The 22,185-nt window shown below is 70.4% G+C and carries 22 protein-coding genes and 1 tRNA gene; 11 read left to right on the top strand and 12 right to left on the bottom strand.

What is annotated here, in order from left to right; translation table 11 throughout:
* Positions 1-20 precede the first annotated feature (20 nt).
* Genes VIL67_RS17015 through VIL67_RS17025 form a run of 3 tightly spaced genes read left to right on the top strand, consistent with a single transcriptional unit; the run spans position 21 to position 2,973 of the window.
* Positions 21-1,145, top strand: a complete 1,125-nt coding sequence (locus tag VIL67_RS17015) for a CDP-alcohol phosphatidyltransferase family protein (protein ID WP_332050096.1) — start codon at positions 21-23, stop codon at positions 1,143-1,145.
* Positions 1,145-2,053 carry a diacylglycerol/lipid kinase family protein gene (locus tag VIL67_RS17020; RefSeq protein WP_332050097.1) on the top strand — a complete coding sequence of 303 codons (909 nt, stop codon included), beginning with the start codon at positions 1,145-1,147 and terminating at the stop codon, positions 2,051-2,053. Before VIL67_RS17015 ends, VIL67_RS17020 begins: the two co-directional genes overlap by 1 nt.
* A complete protein-coding gene (locus tag VIL67_RS17025) occupies positions 2,050-2,973 on the top strand; it encodes a hypothetical protein (RefSeq protein ID WP_332050098.1) in 924 nt (307 codons plus the stop codon). Before VIL67_RS17020 ends, VIL67_RS17025 begins: the two co-directional genes overlap by 4 nt.
* Here VIL67_RS17025 and spt read toward each other — a convergent pair.
* The 9 genes from spt to VIL67_RS17070 form a co-directional block, all read right to left on the bottom strand.
* The gene (spt, locus tag VIL67_RS17030; RefSeq protein ID WP_332050099.1) at positions 2,970-4,184 is read right to left on the bottom strand and encodes a serine palmitoyltransferase; all 1,215 of its coding nucleotides are present in this window, start codon (positions 4,182-4,184) and stop codon (positions 2,970-2,972) included. The two genes, VIL67_RS17025 and spt, sit on opposite strands and share 4 nt — an antisense overlap.
* 12 nt (positions 4,185-4,196) lie before the next feature.
* Positions 4,197-4,445 (bottom strand): acyl carrier protein, encoded by a 249-nt coding sequence (locus VIL67_RS17035; RefSeq protein ID WP_332050100.1) that lies wholly within the window; start codon positions 4,443-4,445, stop codon positions 4,197-4,199.
* Positions 4,446-4,529: 84 nt separating this feature from the next.
* Entirely contained in the window at positions 4,530-5,465 is a 936-nt protein-coding gene (locus VIL67_RS17040) for an NAD-dependent epimerase/dehydratase family protein (protein WP_332050101.1), read from the bottom strand.
* A gap of 2 nt (positions 5,466-5,467) precedes the next feature.
* Positions 5,468-7,177: a fatty acyl-AMP ligase gene (locus VIL67_RS17045; protein WP_332050102.1), complete on the bottom strand. Its 1,710-nt coding sequence runs from the start codon at positions 7,175-7,177 to the stop codon at positions 5,468-5,470.
* The gene (locus VIL67_RS17050) at positions 7,174-8,544 is read right to left on the bottom strand and encodes a lipopolysaccharide biosynthesis protein (RefSeq protein WP_332050103.1); all 1,371 of its coding nucleotides are present in this window, start codon (positions 8,542-8,544) and stop codon (positions 7,174-7,176) included. Before VIL67_RS17050 ends, VIL67_RS17045 begins: the two co-directional genes overlap by 4 nt.
* A gap of 100 nt (positions 8,545-8,644) precedes the next feature.
* The gene (locus VIL67_RS17055) at positions 8,645-9,889 is read right to left on the bottom strand and encodes a ferritin-like domain-containing protein (RefSeq protein ID WP_332050104.1); all 1,245 of its coding nucleotides are present in this window, start codon (positions 9,887-9,889) and stop codon (positions 8,645-8,647) included.
* 185 nt (positions 9,890-10,074) lie between these two features.
* Complete coding sequence (locus VIL67_RS17060; protein ID WP_332050105.1) at positions 10,075-10,284, bottom strand: hypothetical protein; 210 nt, start codon at positions 10,282-10,284, stop codon at positions 10,075-10,077.
* 117 nt (positions 10,285-10,401) lie between these two features.
* Complete coding sequence (locus VIL67_RS17065) at positions 10,402-10,977, bottom strand: class I SAM-dependent methyltransferase (protein WP_332050106.1); 576 nt, start codon at positions 10,975-10,977, stop codon at positions 10,402-10,404.
* A gap of 46 nt (positions 10,978-11,023) precedes the next feature.
* A tRNA-Ser gene (locus tag VIL67_RS17070) sits at positions 11,024-11,113 on the bottom strand.
* Between the two features lie 129 nt (positions 11,114-11,242).
* Between VIL67_RS17070 and VIL67_RS17075 the strand changes: the two genes are divergently transcribed.
* From VIL67_RS17075 to VIL67_RS17110, 8 genes are all read left to right on the top strand, one after another.
* Positions 11,243-11,782 (top strand): septal ring lytic transglycosylase RlpA family protein, encoded by a 540-nt coding sequence (locus VIL67_RS17075; protein WP_332050107.1) that lies wholly within the window; start codon positions 11,243-11,245, stop codon positions 11,780-11,782.
* Between the two features lie 109 nt (positions 11,783-11,891).
* The gene (locus tag VIL67_RS17080; RefSeq protein WP_332050108.1) at positions 11,892-12,878 is read left to right on the top strand and encodes a septal ring lytic transglycosylase RlpA family protein; all 987 of its coding nucleotides are present in this window, start codon (positions 11,892-11,894) and stop codon (positions 12,876-12,878) included.
* A 31-nt stretch (positions 12,879-12,909) separates the two neighbouring features.
* On the top strand, positions 12,910-13,545 hold the full coding sequence (gene tmk / locus VIL67_RS17085) for a dTMP kinase (protein ID WP_332050109.1): 636 nt from the start codon (positions 12,910-12,912) through the stop codon (positions 13,543-13,545).
* Positions 13,538-14,533 carry a DNA polymerase III subunit delta' gene (locus tag VIL67_RS17090; RefSeq protein WP_332050110.1) on the top strand — a complete coding sequence of 332 codons (996 nt, stop codon included), beginning with the start codon at positions 13,538-13,540 and terminating at the stop codon, positions 14,531-14,533. Before tmk ends, VIL67_RS17090 begins: the two co-directional genes overlap by 8 nt.
* Positions 14,534-14,553: 20 nt before the next feature.
* On the top strand, positions 14,554-15,330 hold the full coding sequence (locus tag VIL67_RS17095) for a TatD family hydrolase (protein WP_332050111.1): 777 nt from the start codon (positions 14,554-14,556) through the stop codon (positions 15,328-15,330).
* The gene (locus VIL67_RS17100; protein ID WP_332050112.1) at positions 15,327-16,151 is read left to right on the top strand and encodes an MBL fold metallo-hydrolase; all 825 of its coding nucleotides are present in this window, start codon (positions 15,327-15,329) and stop codon (positions 16,149-16,151) included. The genes VIL67_RS17095 and VIL67_RS17100 overlap by 4 nt, the downstream gene beginning before the upstream one ends.
* On the top strand, positions 16,151-16,768 hold the full coding sequence (gene purN / locus VIL67_RS17105; protein WP_332050113.1) for a phosphoribosylglycinamide formyltransferase: 618 nt from the start codon (positions 16,151-16,153) through the stop codon (positions 16,766-16,768). The genes VIL67_RS17100 and purN overlap by 1 nt, the downstream gene beginning before the upstream one ends.
* A 10-nt stretch (positions 16,769-16,778) precedes the next feature.
* The gene (locus VIL67_RS17110) at positions 16,779-17,162 is read left to right on the top strand and encodes a putative quinol monooxygenase (RefSeq protein ID WP_332050114.1); all 384 of its coding nucleotides are present in this window, start codon (positions 16,779-16,781) and stop codon (positions 17,160-17,162) included.
* A gap of 70 nt (positions 17,163-17,232) precedes the next feature.
* On the opposite strand, the gene chrA is transcribed toward VIL67_RS17110, so the two are convergent.
* The 3 genes from chrA to VIL67_RS17125 form a co-directional block, all read right to left on the bottom strand.
* Entirely contained in the window at positions 17,233-18,639 is a 1,407-nt protein-coding gene (chrA, locus tag VIL67_RS17115) for a chromate efflux transporter (RefSeq protein ID WP_332050115.1), read from the bottom strand.
* Between the two features lie 79 nt (positions 18,640-18,718).
* On the bottom strand, positions 18,719-19,852 hold the full coding sequence (locus VIL67_RS17120; protein ID WP_332050116.1) for a YeiH family protein: 1,134 nt from the start codon (positions 19,850-19,852) through the stop codon (positions 18,719-18,721).
* 22 nt (positions 19,853-19,874) lie between these two features.
* A complete protein-coding gene (locus VIL67_RS17125; RefSeq protein ID WP_332050117.1) occupies positions 19,875-22,127 on the bottom strand; it encodes a TonB-dependent receptor in 2,253 nt (750 codons plus the stop codon).
* Positions 22,128-22,185 lie beyond the last annotated feature (58 nt).

Here is a 22,185-nt window from a genome sequence, read left to right on the forward strand (position 1 = left end):
GGCGAATTTGCAAAGGGGTGGTGGCGGTTTTGAGCGACAAGGCAGCGGGCGAACGGCCCCTCGGCGTCGTCGTGGGCAGCGGCGACGCCCGAATCTGGGGCATGACGGGGGCCGAACGGCTGCGCCGGATGCTCCTGCGCGCCGGCCTGGAGCTGGCGCAGACGCCGGCCCCGGACCGCGCGGCCGTGGTCGCCCGCGGCGACTGGGTTCTCGACGAGCCGCTGCTGAAGACGGTCGTCCAGCGTCCCGGCAGCGTGCTGGTGGCGCCGGGCGGCATACCGGTCGCGGCGCATGCGCCGGCCGGACAGGGGCCGGCGGTCGCCGAGATGGTCCGCACCGGCCAGGCGCCGGGCCCCGGCCTGGAGGTGCTCGACCTGGATGCCCTGTCCTACAACGAGGCGCTCCGGAAGAAGGAACCGCCCGTACTGGAGCCGCTGACGGAGGCGAACGTCCGCGCCGTCGAGGCGCGCACCTTCAAGGGCTCCTACAAGGGCGTGACCGACATCGTCACCAAATACGCCTGGCCGCTGCCGGCCCGGATCGTGACCCGGTGGTGCGCGCTCGCCCGCATGACGCCCAATCAGGTGACCTTCGCGGGCTTCCTGCTGGTGCTGGCGGCGTTCTGGCTGTTCTGGATCGGCGAGTACGGCTGGGGCCTGGCCTGCGCCTGGATCATGACCTTCCTGGACACGGTGGACGGCAAGCTCGCCCGCGTGACGCTCACCTCGTCCAAGTTCGGCAACATCTTCGATCACGGCATCGACCTCATCCACCCGCCGTTCTGGTGGTGGGCCTGGTACGTGGGCCTGGAGCACACCGGGCAGCTGCCGGACCAGGCCGGCTTGATGCTGGGCGTGATCCTGATCGGCTACTGGGTGCAGCGGGCGATCGAGGGCGTGTTCATGCGCCGCTATGGCTTCCACGTGCATTCCTGGCGGCCGTTCGACAGCTTCTTCCGGCTGATCACCGCTCGGCGGAACCCGAACCTGCTGATCCTGACGCCGGCGGCTCTGCTCGGCGCGCCGGGGCTGGGCTTCTGGCTCGTCGGCGCCTGGACGGCGATCTCGCTGGCCGTTCACGCGGTGCAACTCGTCCGCGCCTTGGTGACGCCGCGCGAGCAGGTCGTCTCCTGGCTCTCGCGCTGATGCGCGCCGGCGTCATCCGCAATCCGAAGAGCTACCGCAACCGGCGCAACATGGAGTGGGCGCAGGCGCCGGAAGGCACCCTGTTCGCCAAGCCCCGCACGAAGGACGCTCTGGTCGAGGCCCTGAAGGAGTTCGCGGCCAACGACGTGGACCTGGTGGTGGTGGACGGCGGCGACGGCACCGTGCGGGACGTGCTGACCCGCATCCCGGCCGCGTTTGGCCCGCGCCATCCCCGTCTGGCGGTTGTGCCCTCCGGCAAGACCAATGTTCTGGCCGAGGATCTCGGCGTCCCGCCAGACTGGACCGTGGAGGCAGCGCTGCAGCGGGGGCTGGACCAGGCCGCTCCACGTCAGGTCCGGCATTGCGTGGAGGTCGCCCGCAGGGATGGTTCGGAACAGCGCCGGGGCTTCATCTTCGGGACGGGAGCCTATGTGCGCGCGACGCGCCTGGCGCAGTCGACCCATAGGATGGGGGCGTTCGGCACCCTGGCCGTGGCGCTCACCCTGGCCGCTTCCGTTGTACAGAGCGTTGCGGGGCGGGCCGATCGCGGCTGGCGGGCCGGCGAGCCGCTCCGCCTGCGCCTGGGCGACCAGGCCGCGAGCGAGAAGTCGCGCTTCCTGGTGATCGCCTCCACCCTCGAGCGCCTGCCGCTCGGCCTCAAGCCGTTCGGAGCCGAGCGGCCGGGGCTCAAGGCGCTCGCCATCGACGCGCCGCCGCGCCGGCTGGTCGCGGCGATGGCTCCCCTCTGGAAGGGGGAGGCCCCCGCCTGGCTGGAGCCCGCCGGCTACGTCCGTCGCGATGGGTCGCTCGAGGTGGCGTTCGACGGCCACTACGTGCTCGACGGCGAAGCCTATCCCGCCGGCGACCTCATCGTCCGCCCGGGACCGCGCCTGGAGTTCGTCACGTGACGACGCTGCGCAGCCACGTGCAACGCGAGTTGTCGGCCTTGCCGCCGAAACCTGTAGCGGAGTTCGTGCGCGACCTCGCCCAGGACCCCCATGCCCTGGCGGTGCTCTACTACGGCTCCACCCTACGCACCGGCGACCTTAGCGGCCTCCTCGACTTCTACGTCCTCACCGATGGCCGCGGCCGGCGCGGGCTGCGCCGCATGGTTGAGGCCGCGCTCTGGCCGGAGGTCAGCTACCGCGAGGCCGACACCTCCCAGGGACGGCTGCGCGCCAAGGTGGCTACCATGCCGCTCGAAACGTTCCAGTCCGCGGCACGCGGCGAGCGGCTGGACACCACCATCTGGACGCGGTTCGTCCAGCCCGCGGCCCTGGTCTGGGCGCGCGATGCGGGGGCTGAAGCGCAGGTGCAGGCCGGCGTGGAGCGCGCCATCGTCACTGCCGCCTGCTACGCCGCCGTGCTTGGACCCGAGCGCGGGGTGGCGTTGGAGTTCTGGCGGGGATTGTTCCGGCAGACCTACCAGGCTGAGTTCCGGGTCGAGGACGCCGGTCGGGCCGACGAGCTGCTGCGCGTGGCCCCTGAGCGCTGGGGCCGCCTGCTTCCCGCGGCCTGGCGCGACGGCGCGATCCCTTTCGAACGCGTCGGCGATGACCTGCGCCCCACGCCCTCACCTGCGCTGGCGCGGAGCCTGCGCCGGGGCTGGCGACTGCGGCGGGCCATGGGCAAGCCGCTGAACCTGGCGCGCATCGGCAAGGCCGCCTTCACCTTCGAAGGCGCGGCGCGTTACGCGGCGTGGAAGATTGAGCGGCACACCGGCTTGCCCATCGAGGTCACGCCGTTCCGCGAGCGACACCCGCTGCTGGCGGCGCCGGGCGTGCTCTGGAAGCTGCTGAGGGCCCGCAGGCCGGGCCCTCAGGCCTAGCCGAGGGCGCGCTGCTCAGACGGAAGCAGGCCGATCTGCTTGCCGACGGCCTCGAACACGCCCAGCACCTCGTCGATCTGCTCGAAGGTGTGGGCGGCGCTGACGCTGGAGCGCAGCAGCGGCCGGTTGTCCGGCGTCGCCGGCGGCATCGCCAGGTTCAGGTAGACGCCGTTGGCGAGGAGCGCATTCCAGGCGGTTAGCGCCGTCGGCAGGTCGGGCATGACCACGGCGACGATGGGGCTGACCGTCTCGCCCGTGGTGAAGCCCATGGCGCGCAAGCCATCGAACAGGCGCTTGGAATTGGCCTGCAGGCGCCCCCGAAGGCCCGGCTCCTCCTCAACCCGCTTCAGCGCCGCCAGCGTCGAGGCGACGACGGCGGGGGGCAGGGAGGCGGTGAACATGTAGGGGCGCGAAACGACGCGCAGGATGTCGAAAGCGTCGTCGTCGGACACGCAGAAGCCGCCGATTGCGCCCAGGCTCTTGGAGAAGGTGCCGACGATGAAGTCCACGTCGGCTTCCACGCCCGCCGCTTCGGCCAGGCCGCGGCCTTTCTCGCCGAGCACGCCCATGGAATGGGCCTCGTCCACGAGCAGGTAGCCGCCCATCTCGCGCTTGACCGCGACGATCTCCTTCAGCGGGGCGACATCGCCCATCATCGAGTAGATCCCCTCGACGACGATCAGACGCTCGCCGGGGACGTCCTTCAGGCGGCGGAGCCGCTTGGCGAGGTCTTCCGGGTCATTGTGGCGGAAGCGGATCACCTCCGAGTGGCCCAGCCGGGCGCCGTCGTAGATGGACGCGTGGCTGTCGGCGTCGAGGATCAGGTGGTCGCCGCGCCCGACCAGGGCGGACAGCACGCCCAGGTTCGCCTGGTAGCCGGTCGTGAAGACCATGGCGTGCTTGCGGCCGTAGAACTTGGCGAGCTCGGTCTCCATCGCCAGGTGGCCGCCGAAGCTGCCGTTGGCGATGCGCGAGCCGGTCGTGCCGGTGCCCCAGGTGCGGACCGCCTCGGCCGAGGCGTCGATGCACTCCGGGTCGAAGGTCAGGCCCAGGTAGTTGTTGGTGCCCAGGAGGATGACCCGCCGGCCGTTTAGCTCGGCCTCGGTGGGCGAGCGCACGGCGTCGAAGCGGACGTTGAACGGATCCGCGCCGAGGCTGCGGATGCCTTCATAGGCCTGGCTGTAGCCCAGGTGCTTGTCGAGCAGTCCCATTCGATAGTCGCCTTAAGCCCGCAGCTCGGTAATCAGGGCGCTGAGGTCGCCGATCGTCTGGATGTCTGCAAGACGATCGAGCGGGATCGAAATATCGAACCTGTCCTCGAGCTCCATCACGATGTTCATCAGCGCCAGGGAATCGACCGACAGATCACGGGCGATGTCGGTCTTGTCTTGCAGGCGCACCGCGCGACCGAGCACGGTCGTGACGGCGCGCTCGATTTCACGCACCGTAAGATCGGTGACGACTTCGGCCATGCTTGTGCCTGCCCCCTCTGGCAAGTCCCCTGGACGGTAGCTAATCACGATGGCCCGGCATTTCCACCGTTTGTAACGTCGCGGTCACAAATTGTGCGGGAGCCAGCCGGCTGCGCGATACCAGTCCGCCGTGTGCGCCAGACCGGTCGAAAGGTCAAACTCTGATGACGGAAGCCCGGGCGCGACCTCCTCCGCCGAGACGCTCCAGTCGGGGTGGAGGAACTCGCGGGCCTTCCCTGGGGTGAATATGGGGGCGCCGCCCCGCAGCCGCTGCAGGACGGAGGCCGCCGCAAGGGCGCGGACGACGCCGTCTGGCGCGCGGATGAGTCGCGGCCTGCCCCCCGCCGCCGCGGCGGCCGCCTGCATGATCTCACGCCAGGCATAGCCCTCCGGGCGCGAATCGCTCAGCGCCCAGGTGCGGCCCTCCGGAGCCCGTTCCGCCAGCGCAGCGACCTGTCGGGCGGCGTCGGCCACGTGCACAAGGGCGGTGCGCGCGTGTTCCGCGAAGATCGGCAGGACCGGACCCGCCGCGGCCTTGAACAGCGGCAGGATCTCCCGGTCGCCGGGGCCATAGATCGCCGGCGGTCGCACCACGGTCAGTCGCCCGCCCGCCACCTCGCGCGCGGCGTCCTCGCCGGCCCGCTTGCTAGCCGCGTAGGGGGATAGGTGCGGTTCGCGGGCCGCCAGGCTGGAGACCAGCAGAAGGTGCGCGCCGTCCGCCGCCACAGCCACGGCGCGGGCGCCGTCGCGGTTCACACGCGTGAAGTCCTGGACGCGACGGGCCTTCACGAGGCCGGCGGCGTGGATCACCACCTCCGCGTCGCGAACGAGGGCGCGCAGCGCCGCGGCGTCGAACAGATCGCCGACCACCACCTCGGGCTCGAGGTCGCGCCAGAGCGGGTCGATGGGGTCGCGGCGCGTGAGGATGCGGACACGCCAGCCGCGGCCGGCCAACGCGCGAACCAGATGCCGTCCGAGGAAGCCGGTGGCGCCAGTCAGCGCCGCGAGCCCGCGCTCCACCGTCAGGCAGGCTCGACCGAGCGGAACGCGCCGGCCAGATAGAGCGTCCGGGCCTTGGAGCGGCTCAGCTTGCCCGAGGAGGTCTGGGGCAGGGCGTGCGCCCCGACCAGTTCGACTCGCGCCTCCACGGCATGGCGGGCGCGGAGCACGGCGGCGACGTCGTCGATCAAGGCCTGGCGTACGACCGGGTCGCTGGAGCGCGCCTGGACCAGAACCACAACTTCGTCGTCGCCGTCGCGCTCCACCGCAAAGGCGGCCACGTCTCCGCTGCGCAGGCGCTCCACCTCCGCCTCCGCCGTCCACTCCAGGTCCTGCGGCCAGATGTTGCGGCCGTTCAGCAGGATCAGGTCCTTGGCCCGGCCGGTGGGCGTGAACGCCCCGCCGTCCAGGAAGCCGAGGTCTCCGGTGTCCAGCCAGCCGTCCTTGTGGAGCACGGCGGCCGTGGCCTCTGGCTGGTTGAGGTAGCCCGTCATGATGCTGGGGCCGCGGACGAAGACGCGGCCGACCCGCCGTTCCGGCAGAAGGCGGCCGTCGGTGTCGCGCACCTCGAGCTCATGGTTCGGCAGGACGGGGCCGCAGCTGACGAATTCGCGGGCGCGGCGGCCGTCCGCAGGTGCGACGATCCCCTCGTTCTCCATCCGCTCCACATCCACCGGAGCCGAGCTGATGCCCCGCCCCAACGGGGCCATGGTGAGCGCCAGGGTGGCCTCGGCCATGCCGTAGCTCGCCACGAAGGCGGTCTCGCGGAAGCCCACCTCGGCGAAGCGCGCCGCAAAGGCCCGCAGGGGGCCCGGGCGCACCATGTCGCCGCCGCTCCCAGCGATGCGCCAGCCGGACAGATCGTAGGCCGAGATGTCGGCCGTGTCCGCGCGGCGGGCGCAGAGTTCGTAGCCGAAGGTCGGGCTGTAGGAGATCGTGCCGCCGTTCTTGGTGATCAGGTCGAGCCAGATCAGCGGCCGGCGCACGAAGGCGGCCGTGGGGAGCAGGTCGACAGTCATCTGGCTGGCCAGCGGGCTGAGCAAGAAGCCGATCAGGCCCATGTCGTGGTAGAGAGGCAGCCATGAGACCGCCCGATCCTCGGGCCGCACCTGCAGGCCGTCGCGGGTGATCGCCAGCGCGTTGGCCATCAGCGCCTTGTGGGTGACCAGCACGCCGGTGGGTGTGCGTGTGCTGCCGGACGAGAACTGCACATAGCAGGCGTCCTCAGGGCTGATCTCCGGCAAGGCGGCGTTGGCCGCCTGGGGCAGCTCGGCGGCCGGAATGGGCGCGCGTAGCCCGGCTTCGGCGGCGGCGTCAGCCAGCCAGGGCAGGAGGGTGTCGGGTCCGAACACCGCCGCCGCGCCCGCGGAGGTCAGGAGGCGGGCGATCTGCTCGATCCAAGCCTGCCGCCCAGCGAGCGGCGCAGGGAGGGGCAGGGGGGCCGGGATCAGGCCCGCGTACTGGCAGGCGAAGAACAGGCGGACGAAGTCGGCGTCCGTATCGGCCACGAGACCCACTCGGTCGCCGCGGGAGAGGCCGGACGCCAAAAGGCGGCCCGCGAGCGCTTGCGCCTCGTCGCGCAGCGTCGCGTAAGGCAGCGCCAGCGCCATACGCCCGCGCTGGTCGTAGAGGTTCACGCCGGTTGGGCGGGTCGCGGCGAACTCGAGGGCTTCGATCAGGGTGGCGAAGCCGAGGCGGAGTTCGCGGTCGGGAGCGGTCGGTGTCGGAGTCACGGTTCGTCTTTCGCGCCGGGACTTGAGTCCCCGCAAGCGGCTTGTTGTGGGCTGCGGGCCACGGCGGGCCTTCGCAGCAGCATCCCCAGGTTACCCAGCGCCATGGCGGCGGCCGCCGCCACGAGGCCGATGGCCGCACCCCGCGCGCCCCAAGCCTCCACCAGGAAGCCGAGGACCGCCAGGAACGCCAAGCTGACCACGAGGCGGACGCGCAGCGCCGCGCCGGGGCGCCCCTGTGACACAAGCATGGGCTCAAGGGGAAGGGCGAAGATGCTGATCGCGGCTGCGGCCACCTGCCAGGTCATCAGTTCGGCGGCGGGCGCAAAGGCTTTGCCCATGACCAGGGTGAGCAGCGGTCCGCCCGCGAAGGTCGCCACAGCGACGATGGCCAGGCTGAAGCCGCCCGTCATCAATCCCACCTGCACGGCCAGCCTGGCCATCTGCGCCTCGCCCTCGGCGATGCGCAGGCGGGCGAGTTCGGGATAGAGCGCGGGCGTCAGCAACTTGGCGGGCTTGGCGATCGCGTCCGCCACCTGGCGACCCATCCGCCAGAAGCCGGCCTGAGCGGGACCCACCAGGCCGCCGACCACCAGGGTCACCACGTGGGTGAAGGCCACGTCCAGGGTGGAGTTCAGGTTGGTGGACCAGGCGAACTGCCAGACGCCGGGCAGGCCCTGCGCCAGCGGCCCGCGCCATACGAAGCCGTCGAGCAGCCGCCGTCGGCGCAGCTCCACCAGGGAGGCGGTCACCAGGTAGAGGAAGCCGGCGCCGGTCCCGAGCGCCCAGATAAGAAGATATGTCCCCAGGGTAGCGTCCGCCGCCCAGGCGAGGCCGCAGCCGGCCAGCCGAACCAACGAAACCACCGCCGCCTGTCCGGCGAGCACGTCGAACCGGTCGAACAGCCGCAGGAGGCCGAGCGGCGTCGCCGAGACCATGAAGGCCGCCGACAGCACATACCCAGCCGCCAGGGGCGCGTGCTCCGCGTCCCACCCCAGCCGGCCGGCGAGCAAGATGGCCCCCGCGACCCCAAGGCCCAGGCCGACGAGCGTGCTGCCGGCGTCCAGCGCCACGGTGAAACGCAGGACCTGCTGGAAGCGGCCGGTCTCGCCCGCCTGCAGCGGGCCTGCGCCGTAGTGGATCAGGGTCTGCCAGGACTGGAATTTGACCACTTCGCCGAGGAACTGCGCGAAGGCGTGGATCAGCACGAGCACGCCGAACTCGGCGACGCCCAGTCCCCGCGCCGCCACCGCCAGATAGGCCAGGCTGAGCACGGCGTTGAGCGACCGCCCGCCCAGCAGCTTCCCGGCGTTCGTCACTACCCGCCGGAGCGCGGCGGTCCTGGGGATCTCCTGGGCGGTCGGACTCATCGCCGCGCAAGTTGCGGGGAATCTGTCGCGCGCGCCACTGCGGCCGCTGGCGGTTCAGTCTGTCTGCCGCCGGTTTACCGCAAACACGCCGATGGGTGGCCTATCGTCGACCCGTGCTGATCTCGCTCCCGAGTATCTCCACCACGGCGCCCAGGCGGCGATCCAGCTTCTCGCTGATGCTGTTGTCGAGCGTCGGGAACAGCCGCTCGGCGCCCCTGTGGAGTTCAAGGGCGCGTTCGAGGAAGATCGTGCGGCGCGCGATCCCGACCGGACGAAAGCCGAGGTTGCGCGGCACCGCGAAGGTGAGGCCCGCATGGACGCCCGGACGGGCCTCGCTGGCGGGGAGGCGAGCGAGCCCGGTGGCGGCCGCCGCGCAGCCCTCCATCAGTTCGACCGCGGCGTTCATGAGGCGCGCCTGGTCGGCGGGTTCGTCACAGGCGTAAGCCTGGCTGAGCAGCTGCAGCATGAAGCCGTAGAGCGCATTGCCGAGGTCGAGCAGGCTGGCCGCGGGCTCCGCGGTCACCCAGACGCGGTCGAGCCCCTCCAGCGGCTTACGCATCACCGGGTCATGCGCCGCGGGCCAGGCCGGTTCGAAAGCGGGGTCCTCGCCGGTGAACTGCAGCCATTCCGCCTTGATGGCGCAGAAGCGGTCGAAGTGGCTCTCCTGGCCGCTCGCCGAGCCGGTGGAGCCTTCTCCTTCTTCCTTGATCCATGCGATCGCCGCATGGGCGGAGGCGAGGCTGGTCAGTCGCGCCACATTCGGCAGCCGGGCGACCTCGGTATCCAGCTGGCGTGAACCCGTGTCATCGATCATCTTCGCCTCGCCGTGCCGCTCGACAAGGCGCGTCAGGCCCTCGCCGATCGAGTCGTAGAGCGCCCCGACCGTCAGGTAGTCCGCGGCGGACGGGGTCAGGCCGCCGCGCCTGGGCTTGCGCTCGACGTCCACAGGCTCGAAGCCGGGCGCGTCCTGCAGGCGGTGGTGATCGGCGCGTTCCAGAAAGATGAAGTGGTCGAGGGTTTCCATCGTGAACGGCGTGAGCCGGACGATCACGCCTGCCGGATGGTAGCCGGGCGCCAGGGGCAGGTTGGCGCGATCGAAGTGCGGGGCGCCGCCGACCGCCACCAGCAGGTTGTTCACGGTGGCCAGGTGGGCCATCTCCTCCAGCGCCACCGTGACGATGGTCTTGCGCCAGCGCTCCACCGCAGCTTCCTGACGGGGACTTAGGCCAGGCTCGCCGGGGCGCTTCAGGCTGAAGGCGGCATAGAGGTACGAGCAGAGCAGATTGTGCTCGATCTGCGCGGCCTCGGTGAGGACGTGGATCAGGTGCTCGCGGGTCTCGATCATCGTGGGTCCGGCTGGCTGCGGCAGGCCCAAACGAACGGCCCGGCCATGGCGATCCCTGCCGGCCGTGTTTGCAGCCGGGCCGGTTCGCTCAGCGCCTCACGGGCGTAACATTCGCCGAGAGCCGAATACCGGTGGTCGCAATGGCCGCGTCGCAGCGCCCCTGACGGCTGGCAGGCGCGAGGCGCTTAGCTCGCCAGCCTACGCACAGGCTCTTGAGGGTCGCAGGGAACGTCGGAGACGGGCGTGGCGCCCTCCCAAAGCTCCACCACCGGCACGCCTGCGTTGCAGAGCTCGCGCGCCTTTGCTTCGGCCTCCGCCAGATCGTGAGCCTGGATCCACTCTCCCCAGGTGATGCGGCCGGCGGGGTTCAGGAGGTAGGCGCGGAACGTACGCATGTGGGCGAGACCATCGGAAGGGAGCCGGGCGTCTATCCCTTCCAGCCGCCAACCGCCGTGTGACGAATCAGCGCTTGGCCGTACCGGGGACCTTCGACGGCGCCCGCTACGCCGGCGTCAGGCGCCCGCTGGGCCAGGCTTTCGCGCCATGATCTTCAGCCGGTACTCCGCCACCACGTTGTTACGTTCGCGGATGAGCTCATCCAGCTCCGCTCGGCTGATCTGTCCCGTGCGCAGCCGTCCGGCATAGGGCTCATCGAGGACGGATGACCGCTCGACGAGCTTGAAGTCGACCCCCGTATAGAACGCCAGGGGCGTGTTGGCTGCGCCGAGCGCGCGAGCGCGTTCGTTCGCCTCCCAATCGAACAGGGTCAGGAGCTCCGGCGTGATCGCCCGGACGTGAGTGGGATCGTTCAGAAAATGGTCGTGCCTGGGGTGCGGGACCCGAATGGTGATCAGGCAGCCGTCCTTGGCGATCCTGTAGAGCTCCTGCATCAGGGCGAGGAACACCTGGGGGTCCGCCCCCATGTGCTCGAGCGAGTGGTTGAAGAGCACTTCCGTGGCGCAGCTGTCCGGCCACGGCCAGGGCGTCTGCTCCAGGTTCCAGACCTCGTCCGGCTCGCAGGCCGCATAGGCGTCGACGTTGACGTAGCCCGCGATGCGGTTCTGGCCGCAGCCCATGTTGAACTTCATGGCGCGCCCGTACCACAGCCTGGCGCCCTGCGCGTAGCCCCAGGCCTGGCGGACAGGGTGGGATTCGAACCCACGGTGGGCGTGAACCCACGGCGGTTTTCAAGACCGCTGCCTTAAACCACTCGGCCACCTGTCCGGAGGGCGCCTCTTAGCAGGACGCGGCCGGCGGCTCCACCGGCGTGGCGCTTAACCGCAGGGCAAGTTTCCTAAGGCAGGCTTAACCATGCCTCCGTTCGGGGGGCGAGCCGCACATGGGGGCCTCGCCATGCAAGTCGGTAAGTTCCTGCGCGCCTCCAGTGTGGCCGCCGCCGCCTCGCTGGCCGCCTGCGCCAGCGGCGGGCCGCGCTATGCCGTGGGCGAAGACGGGGCCGCTCGTCCGCCGAAAGCGCCGCCCGCCACCGCCAAGCGCGGCGGGACCTGGAAGCCCTACCAGGTGAACGGCAAGTGGTACGTGCCCCGCGAACAGCCGGACTATGACGAGGTCGGCGTCGCCTCCTGGTACGGCGGCCACCACCAGGGCAGGCCCACCGCCAACGGCGAGCGCTTCGACAAGGCCGCCATCACCGCCGCGCACAAGACCCTGCCGCTGCCCTCGGTGGTCGAAGTCACCAACCTGGACAACGGCAAGCGCATCCGTGTGCGGGTGAACGATCGCGGCCCGTTCGTTGACGGCCGGATCATCGACCTGTCGCAGGAGGCGGCGCGCCGGCTCGGCTTCGAGGGCAAGGGGCTGGCGCGGGTGCGGGTGCGCTACGTGGGCGACGCCGGGATCCGGACCGCGACCATCCAGGTCAGCCTGGAATAACGTCGAGTCGCCGATTTCCACGTCTTTTCAACGTAGTTAAGGCGTCGGAAACCATGGCTGCGGCAAATTGGCCCGATACGCGCGGTGAAGCGCGGACGGGGAGGCCAGAATGGCCGTTAGTGATGCTTGGGGCGCGCGCTTCCGCGCCGTCGTCGTTCTCGCCGCAGCGCTCGCGCTCACCGCCTGCGCCACCGCCCGACCAAGGTTCCCTGTGGTGGCCGCCACCGTCACGGCGGCGACGCCGGGGGAGGGCGGCGCCTACGTGATCGGCAAGCCCTATGAAGTGGAGGGCGTCCGCTATGTGCCACGCGAGCAGTGGGATCTGGACGAAGTGGGCGTGATCTCCTGGTACGGCGACGACTTCCACCTGAAGAAGACGGCCAACGGCGAGCGCTTCGATCGGGACGCCGTCAGCGGCGCGCATCCGACCTTGCCGCTGCCGTCGATCGTCGACGTCACCAACCTCGACAATGGCCGCACCCTGCGGGTGCGGGTCAATGAGCGCGGGCCGTTCGTGAAAAGCCGCATCATGGACGTGAGCCGCGAGGCGGCCCGCCAGCTGGGGTTCGACCGCGCCGGCGTCGCTCGGGCGCGGGTGCAATACGTCGGGCCCGGGATGGTCTGGCACGCCTCCGGCCGACACATCGCTCAGAGCCATCCAAAGAGCCGCAGGACCGACCGGCCCGCGCCGGAGCCACTGACCCTGCTCACCGAGCGGGTTGATCCGCCCGTGGCGACCGCACGGCTCACCCGGCCGCCCGCCAGGCTGCAACTGCAAACGGAGCCTGCCCCGGTGCTCCTGGCCGAGGCGCCGGCCGCAGCGCCGCTCGCCGCCAGGCCCGCGGCCGCCACGGTGGCCGCCAGCGCCCCCTACCGCGTCCAGGCGGGTTCGTTCGCCAACCCCGACAACGCCCGGCGCGCCGTGAGCCTGCTGAAGACGGCGGGACCCGCCGCCATCGAGCAGGTCGACCGCGATGGCGTCACCCTCTACCGCGTGCTGGTCGCGGGTCCGTCCGACGCCGCCAAGGCCGACGCGCTCCGGGCGCGGGTGGCGGAGGCCGGCTTCGCGGACGCGCGCGTCATACGGACCTTCTAGACATCCGCCGCGAAGCGGCCAATTTGGGCCGGTGACGCGCGGGCGGTTCATCACTTTCGAGGGCGGCGAGGGGGCTGGGAAATCCACCCAGCTCAAGCGGCTTGTCGCCCGCTTGCAGGCTTCGGGTCACGACGTGGTCGCCACCCGGGAGCCCGGCGGCTCGCCCGGCGCCGAGAGCATCCGCGAACTGGTGCTGAAGGGTTCCGCGGACCGCTGGAGCCCCGTCACCGAAACCCTGCTGATGTACGCCGCCCGGCGCGACCACATTGAGCGCGTCATCCGCCCGGCCCTTGAGCGCGGCGCCTGGGTGGTGTGCGACCGCTTCGCCGACTCCACGCGCGCCTACCAAGGCGCCGCTGGGGGCACGGCGCCCGACCTGATTTCGGCGCTCGAGCGCCACATCCTGGAAGGAACGCGTCCGGACCTCACCCTCGTCTTCGACCTGCCGCCGGACGTGGGCCTGGAGCGGGCGCATGCGCGGGCGGGCTCCGAGATGCGCTTCGAATCCAAGGGTATGGCCTTCCACCAGCGGCTGCGCGACGGCTTCCAGGCCATCGCCGCGGCCGAGCCGGACCGCTGCGCCATGATCGACGCCACCGGCAGCCTGGAGGCCGTCGAAGCGCAGGTCTGGGCGGCGGTGAGCGGCCGTCTGGGCGTCGATGCCTGACGTCCCGCACCCGCGCGAGGTCTTCAGCCTGGAAGGCCAGGCGCAGGCGGAGGAGGCCTTCGAGGCGGCGCGCGCCCGGGGCCGCCTGCACCACGCCTGGCTGTTGACCGGGCCGGAAGGCGTCGGCAAGGCGACCTTCGCCTACCGCGCCGCCCGGCGGCTTCTGGGCGCTCCCGCCGACGCGCGCTACGGGCTGCTGGGCTCCGACCCCGAGCACCCGGTCAGCCGCCAGGTCGCCGCGCGCTCGCACCCGGACATCCTGGTGCTCGAACGCGAGGGCCCGGACGGCAAGCCCCGCAAGGTGATCCCGGTGGACGACGTTCGCAGGCTCGCCGAGTTCTTCTCCAAATCGCCGGCGAGCGCGCCCCACCGGGTGGCCATCGTGGACGCCGCCGACGACCTCAACGTGAACGCCGCCAACGCGCTGCTGAAGACGCTGGAAGAGCCGCCGCCCCGCGGCGTGCTGCTGATGGTGGCCCATTCCCCAGGGCGGCTGCTGGCCACTATCCGGTCGCGGTGCCGGCGGCTGGCGTTCCATCCCTACGACCTTGAGCATGCCGCGCAGTTCGTCAGGACGCGCGCCGAGGTCACCGAGGAAGAGGCCCTTCGGCTGTCGCGGATGGCCGGCGGAGCCCCGGGCCGGGCCCTGGCGCTGGCCGCGGGCGACGCTATCGCCATGGACGATGCGGCCCGCCACCTGCTGGGCGAGCTGCCGCGGGTGGACGACGCGTTCGCCTTGTCGCTCGCCGACCGTTTTCGGGGCGGGGAGGGGCAGGCGCAGTTCAACCTCCTGCTCGACCGCCTCGCGGAGCGGGTCCACACCATGACGCTGGACCGCGCCCGCGAAGGGATCGGTCCGCTTGATCACTGGGCCCAGGCGTGGGAGACGCTGCAGCGCCTGCCGCGCGAGGTCGAGGCTCTCAACCTCGACCGCACGGACGCGCTATTCACCGCGCTTCGCGAGCTTTGTCAGGCCGCGCAAGCCTGAGCGGCGAGACCTCGGACCCGATGCTGATCGACAGCCACGTCAACCTGCACGCCCCGCAATTCGACGAGGACCGCGAGGCGGTGATCAGCCGCGCCTTGGCGGCCGGCGTTCGGCTGATGGTCAACATCTCGGACAGGGTCTCGAACTTCGACAAGGTGCGCCATGTGGCGCAGCACCCCGACATCTGGTGCACGGTCGGCACCCATCCGCATGAAGCCAAGGAGGATCCCGACCTGGCCGCCGAGACGCTGGTGCGGCTGGCCAAGGACCCTCGCGTGGTCGGGATCGGCGAATGCGGCCTCGACTTCCACTACGACCTGAGCCCTCGCGACGTGCAGGCCAAGGTGTTCCGCGCCCACGTCGCCGCCGCGCGCGAGACAGGTCTGCCCCTGGTCGTCCACACCCGTGAGGCCGACGAGGTCATGGGCCAGATCCTCGAGGAGGAGTTCGCTCGCGGGCCGTTCCGCCTGCTGATGCATTGCTACACCTCGGGCGCGGAGCTCGCCCGCCGGGCCGCCGCCCTCGGTGCCTGGTTCTCGGTGTCGGGCATCGCCACCTTCAAGGCGGCCGAAGACGTGCGTGCGGTGATCCGAGACATGCCCGAAGACCGGATCATTGTGGAGACCGACTGTCCCTACCTGGCCCCCGTGCCGTACCGCGGCCGCCGCAACGAACCCGCCATGCTGCCCCACGTGCTCGCCAGGCTCGCGGAGGTCCGCGGCTGGGATCTCAAGGACGCGGAGCGGCGAACCGAAGACGCCTTCTTCGCCCTGTTCGATCGGATACCCCGGCCGTGAGCGGGGTTCTCGAGTTCACCATCCTCGGCTCGGGCTCATCCGGGGGCGTGCCGCGGGCCGACGGGGAGTGGGGCGCCTGCGACCCGGCGAACCCGAAAAACCTGCGCTCGCGCTGCTCCATGCTGGTGCGCCGGCGAGGCTCGGCGGCCGAGGCGGAGACGACCCTCATCGTCGACACCTCGCCCGACCTCCGCATCCAGACCGCCATGGCGGGCGCCAAGCGCCTGGACGCGGTCCTGCTGACCCACGACCACGCCGACCAGATGCATGGCCTCGACGACGTGCGCGCCTTCTTCCTCCGCCAGCGGGCGCGGCTGCCCGTGTTCATGGATGAGGCGACCACCGAGAGCGCTATGCGGCGCTTCGGCTATGTGTTCGAGGGGCAGGGGGGCTATCCTGCGATCTGCGACGCCCGGCCGCTGCCGCCGCACGGCGAAGCCTGGGCGGTGAGGGGGCCTTCCGGCGTCATCCCGGTGACCACCTTCGACCAGGACCACGGGGAGATCCGCTCGGTGGGCTACCGGTTCGGCGACGTCGCCTATTCCAGCGACGTGGTCGATCTGGATGATGCGGCGTTCGAGGCCCTGCGCGGCCTCGACGTCTGGATCGTCGACGCCCTGAGGTACCGGCCGCACCCGACCCACGCGCATGTGGAACGGACGCTGGCATGGATCGCCCGCGCGCGGCCGCGGCTCGCGATCCTCACCAACCTGCACATCGATCTGGACTACGAGACGCTCCGCCGCGAGCTGCCCGACGGTGTCGTGCCCGCGTTCGACGGCATGCGCTTCGAACATGAGCTGCGGGCCGAATTCCCGTGATGTCTCAAGGCCTCAAGCTGGGTTTCCTCGCGTCCGCCAACGGCACCAGCGCGCGCGCCATCGTGGGCGCCATCAAGGCCGGCCAGCTGACCGCTCAGGCCCGGCTGCTGGTCAGCAACAACCGTAAGGCGCCGGCGCTGCACTGGGCTGCGGAGGCGGGCCTGGCCGGCTTGTGCATTCCGACGCAGACCGACCCGGAGGGCGCCGACCAGAGCCTGGCGGCGGAGATGGTGGCGCACGGGGTCGAGCTGATCGTGCTGTCGGGATATCTGCGCCGCCTGGGCCCAGCAACGCTGCGACGCTACCGCGGGCGGATCCTCAACATCCATCCAGGGCCGCTGCCGGACTTCGGTGGGCACGGCATGTACGGCCGTCGCGTCCACGAGGCGGTGATCGCCTCCGGCGCTTCGGCCAGCGGCATCTGCATCCATCTGGTCGACGAGGAGTACGACCGCGGGCCCGTCGTGGCCCGACGCGCCGTGGAGGTGCGGCCCGGCGACACCGCCGAGAGCCTGGAGGCCCGGGTGACCGGGCTGGAGCCGCAGTTCTTCGTCGAGACGCTGCGGCGGATCGAGGCTGGCGAGCTCCAGCTGCCCGACGCGGCTGTTAACGGCTAGGCTGGCCGCCGTGGATATCGAGCGGCGCGAACTGATGGTCGGCGCGATGGCGGCCGTGGCGCTGGGCGGCGCTGTGGAGGCGAAGGAGGCGCGCGGGATGTACGGCCTGATCGGCAAGATGCTGGCGAAGCCCGGCGAGCGCGACGCGCTGATCGCGATCCTGATGGACGGGACCGGCGCCATGCCGGGCTGCCTGAGCTACGTGATCGCCCGGGACCCAACTCATCCGGACGCCATCTGGGTCACCGAGGTTTGGGATAGCCAGGCCAGCCATCAGGCCTCGCTGCAGCTGCCGGGCGTCCAAAAGGCCATCGCTCGGGCGCGTTCGATCATCGCCGGATTTGGCGAGCGCTTCGAAACCCAGCCCGTCGGTGGCCACGGTCTGCCTGCCTGATATTTCCGATAATCTTCCTTAGGCGAAGAACATCTAACAGCCGACGGCGCGGTTCCGTGGAGGTCCCCTGTCAGGCTCGGCCCGGGATCGCGCCGGTCGCGAGATAGAACAGAACGCCCGCCGCCGCACAGCTCAGCAGCAGCGGGATCATGCCGACCTTGAAGCGAAACGCGGCCACGGCGGCGCAGAGCGCCACGCCCGCTGTGGGCAGGTTCAAGGACGCCAAGACCGGCAGCTGCAGCTCAACGCCGGGCGCACGAAGATCGACCATGCGTGCGAACAGCACGTGCAGCCCGAACCAGAGCGCCAGGTTCATGATCACGCCCACGACGGCGGCGCTGATCGCCGCCAGGGCCGCATTGAGGGCGCGCGCCTCGCGCAGGCGTTCCACGAACGGGGCGCCGAGGAAGATCCAGAGAAAGCAAGGCGTGAAGGTCACCCAGGTCGTGAGAAGGCCGCCGAGCACGCCCGCGAGGAGCGGATCCAGGCCGCCCGCCTGGCGGAACGCCCCCATGAACCCCACGAACTGGGTGACCATGATCAGCGGGCCCGGCGTGGTCTCGGCCATGCCTAAGCCATCGAGCATTTCCCCCGGAGCGAGCCAGCCGTAGGAGCCGACGGCCTCCTGCGCCACATAGGCCAGGACGGCATAGGCGCCACCGAAGGTGACGACCGCCATCTTCGAGAAGAACAGGGCGATGTCGCTGAACACGTGGTCCGGCCCGAGCCAGGCCAAAAGGCCGAGCACCGGCCCCCACCAGAGCGCCAGCAGGACGCCCGCCACGGTGAGCGACCAGCGCAGGTTGGCCCGGGCATGGGCCGGCGTCCCCTCCCCGAGCAGCGTCTGCGCGTCCGCGACATGATCTCCGGCCGAGACGCCGTGCCCGTCGCCGGCCAGCACCTGGCGCACGCCCAGCTTGGCGGCGATGAAGCCGAACAGCCCCGCGGCCGCAATCACCCAGGGAAACGACACCTTGAACACAAACAGCGCGAGGAAGGCGGCGACGGCCAGGCTGACCATGAGGGGGTTCTTGAGGGAGCGTCGACCTACCCTCAGCACCGCCTGGACCACCACCACGAGGACGGCCGCCTTGAGCCCGAAGAAGAGGGCCGCCACAGGGCCCACCTGCCCGAACAAGGCGTAGACGACGCTCAGCCCCATGATGGCGACCAAGCCGGGCAGGACGAACAGCAGGCCCGCGATGAGGCCGCCGGCTGTGCGGTGCATCAGCCACCCGACATAGATCGCCAGCTGCTGCGCCTCGGGGCCGGGCAGCAGCATGCAGTAGTTGAGGGCGTGCAGGAAGCGACGCTCCCCCAGCCAGCGCTTCTCCTCGACCAGGATGCGGTGCATCACTGCGATCTGCCCGGCAGGACCGCCGAAGCTCAGCGCAGCGATGCGCGCCCACACCTGCGCCGCTTCCGCCAAGCTGACCGGCTCCGGGCGCGGCTGGTGGTTGTCCGTCGCCCAAGCCACGCCGGCCCTCCTCTCAGCTTTCCTTCGCAGACCCAAACCCGCGGCGTCGCCGGACGGGTCCAATCCGAGCCCCCTCCTCTCAGGTCAGCAGCTCGACTCCCGCCAGAACGAGACCGGCAATCCAGAGCGTCTCGAGCACGATCACCGCCACAGGGCGCCAGCCGGCCTGGGCCAAAGCGCGGAACGACGTCTTCATGCCGAGCGCGGAGATCGCCACCACCAGGCACCAGCGCGACGCCTCACCCGCCGCGGCCGCGGCTGCGGCCGGCACGAAGCCCAGGCTGTTGACCAGCACGAGCGCTGCAAAGGCCAGCAGGAACAGCGGCAGCGGCGCGGCCAACTGCGCCGGCCCCTCGCCCTTGCGGGCGATCACCAGGGCGATGGCGAAGACGGCGGGCAGCAGCAGCGCCACGCGCAGCAGCTTCACATAGGTCGCCACCTCGCCTGTCCCCGGCGAGATCATGTAGCCGGCGCCGACCACCTGGGCGACGTCGTGGATGGTGCCGCCGAGGAACAGACCGCCCCGCGTCTCGCCGAGCCCGAGCGCTGTCACGAGCAGCGGATAGACGATCATCGCCACCGTGGAGAGCGCGGTGACCACCACCACCACAAGGATCACGTCGCGCTCGCTTTCCCGGGTCTTCGGCAGCACCGAGGCGATGGCGAGGGCCGCGGAGGCCCCGCAGATGCCCACCGAGCCGCCCGACAGCAGGCCGAAGCCGCGCGTCAGTCCCATGGCGCGACCGAGCATGTATCCGAGAGCCAAAGTGCTGCTGACGCCGGCCACGACAATGGCGATCGGCGCCCAGCCCAGCCCCAGGATCTGGTCCAGGGTGATCCGGGCGCCCAGAAGCGCCACCCCCGTCCGCAGAACCGCCTTCGACGCGAACTCGATCCCGCCGACGCAGCGCCCCTCCTCGTGGAGGAAGTGGAAGGCCATGCCGAACAGCAGGGCGAACAGCATCACCGGAGCGCCGTAGTGCTGCGAGAGCCAGGACGCTGCGAGCGCGATGGTCGCGGCCGCCAGCAGCCCCGGATAGACGGAGAGGAAGAACTCCCGCGCCGTGATCCGCGGCCGCGGCGGCGCGGCCGGGAGGCCTTCCATGCCCGCATAGGACTGGAACACCTCGTGGGCGGCGGCGGCATCGGTGTCGATGATGCTCGCGATCCCGCCGCCCCTGCGCGGCCTGGCTCCGTCTTTCCGACCTGCCATCCCACCTCGCTTCTCGCAGGAATCAGAAGTTCACCCGCGCCGTCAGCCCATAGTACCGGTCCGCCTCGCGCGGGATGATGTAGCGATAGCTGCCGCCCGGCCCGCCGCTGACGATCGACGAGGCGAAGCTCCTGTCGAAGGCGTTCTTGACCTGCAACGTCAGGCGGTAACGATCGTCACGGTCGGTGATCCCCGCCGACAGGTCCAGCAGGCCATAGCCCTTGATCACGGTATTGATCCGGTTGGCGAGGACCGCGTCCGGCTGGCTGATCTGGTCCGACTGGTAGGCGCCCTGGGCCGCCAGCAGGACGTCGAACGAACCCTCGGTGCGGATCCGGTAGTCGAAGCCCAGCGACGCCTTCCACTTGGGTGCGAAGGCCAGGGGCGTGCCGGACGGCACCACGCCCGTGACGTTGCCGTTGGTGGGGATCCGGAACTGGTCCACGTGGGCGTCGGTGTAGGCCACCCCGCCCGAGATGTTCAGGTCCTGGATCGGGCGGAACAGCAGGTCGAGCTCGGCCCCCCGGGTGGAGATCTCGCCAGCGTTGGTGAAGCGGGTGACGAGAACCCCCGCCACGATGTCCGGGTTGTTGGCCTGAAAGTTGTGGTACTCGGCGTAGAAGGCCGCGAGGTTCAGCACCAGTCGGCCGTCCAGAAGGGTGTTCTTGAGCCCGATCTCGTAGCTGTCCGCCGTCTCCGGCTCGATGATGTTGGTCCCGGTGGCCGTCAGGTTGAAGAAGACGTTGTAGGCCGGGCCCTTGTAGCCCCGCGAGTAGGTGGCGTAGGCCGTGGCCTCGGGGACGAGGTCGTACTGCACCCCTACCCTGCCCGACCAGTTGTCATTGTCGGTGCTGCTCTCGAAGGGACCGAAGCTCGGGTTGATGCCCGGCCCGGCGAGCGCGGTGACCCGCTGGTGGAAGACCTCCAGCTCGTCCGAGGTGTAGCGCAGGCCCGCAATCAGCCGCACTCGTTCAGTGAGGTTCGCCGTGGCCTGGCCGAACGCCGCGAGATTCTTGAACGTGGAGCCGAAGGTGGCCGTGCCCGTCGGACGCGTGATCACCGCCCCCGCCGTAGTGCACGGGGTCAGGGTCGTCGGCGCGGGCGTGAGTGTGCAGACCAGATCGTTGCGGGTGAAGGTCCGCTCGGTCTCCGCCCGGGAATAGTAGGCGCCCACCACATAGGTCAGAAACTGGTCGGCCGGAGACGTCAGCCGCAGTTCGTGGGTGATCGTATCGCTGGTCTGGGGCCCCACGTCGTGCAGCTGGTTGAAGCCCACATAGGCCTGGGGCAGCCAGTCGCCGTCACGGATCTCCGTGTTGTCGTACTCGCGGTACGAACCGATGTACGTCAGCACGTGGCTGGCGACGGACCAGTCGGCCTGGAGAGAGACGCCGCCGCTCTTCTCTGTCGTGCGGGTGACCAGGTCCTGGTTGACCTCGCGGGTGCGGTTCCCCCGCGGCATCGGGAGGACGGTGGCGGTCAGATTGTTCGGGACGGTGCCGATCACCTCGGCGCAGCAATCGTCGTCGCTCTCGCGATAGTCGGCGATCAGGGTCAGCGAAAGGTCGGGCGTGGGGTCCGCCACCACCACCCCGCGCACGCCCCAGTGCTCGTAGCCGTTCACCCGACCACCGGTCGCCCGGTTGCGCAGATTGCCGTCGTAGGTCCCGTAGAAGGCGGTGAGCCGGCTCTTCACCGTCTCGGCCAGCGGCAGGTCCACGGCGCCGCGCAGGCGGTACTCGCCGCCGTTGGAGAAGTAGGCCGCCTCGCCGTAGCCGCTGAACTCGTCGCCCGGCCTGCGGGTGACGATGTTGATCACGCCCGCGGACGTGTTCTTGCCGAACAGGGTGCCCTGCGGCCCGCGCAACACCTCGATCCGATCCACGTCGATCAGGTCGCTGAAGGCCTCGCCCGATCGGCTGTAGACCACCCCGTCGACCACGGTGGAGATCGACGGCTCCCCGGCGATGGAGAAGGTCGACGTGCCGACCCCGCGCAGGAACAGCGTCTGGTTGATGGTGGTGCCCGACTTGCGGAAGTTGAGCGTGGGCACGAGGTACTGTGCGCCCTCGAGATTGACGGCGCCGCTGGCGGCGATCGTCTCGCCGGAGACGACGGAGACCGCCACCGGGACGTCCTGCAGCCGCTCCTCGCGCTTCTGGGCCGTGACGACGATTTCAGAGACGTTCGCGGGGTCGCTGGCCTGCGCCAGGACGGGCGAGGCGGCGATCAGGGCTGCGACGGCGACGCCGCCGGCCAGGTAAGCCTTGGACATGGTGTTTCCCCCTTCCGAGTTCGAGCTCGTTGTGTCTTACGCTGTCATAATCCTAGCT

Origin of the sequence: Phenylobacterium sp. (assembly GCF_036563385.1) — a bacterium.
Taxonomy (GTDB): domain Bacteria; phylum Pseudomonadota; class Alphaproteobacteria; order Caulobacterales; family Caulobacteraceae; genus Phenylobacterium.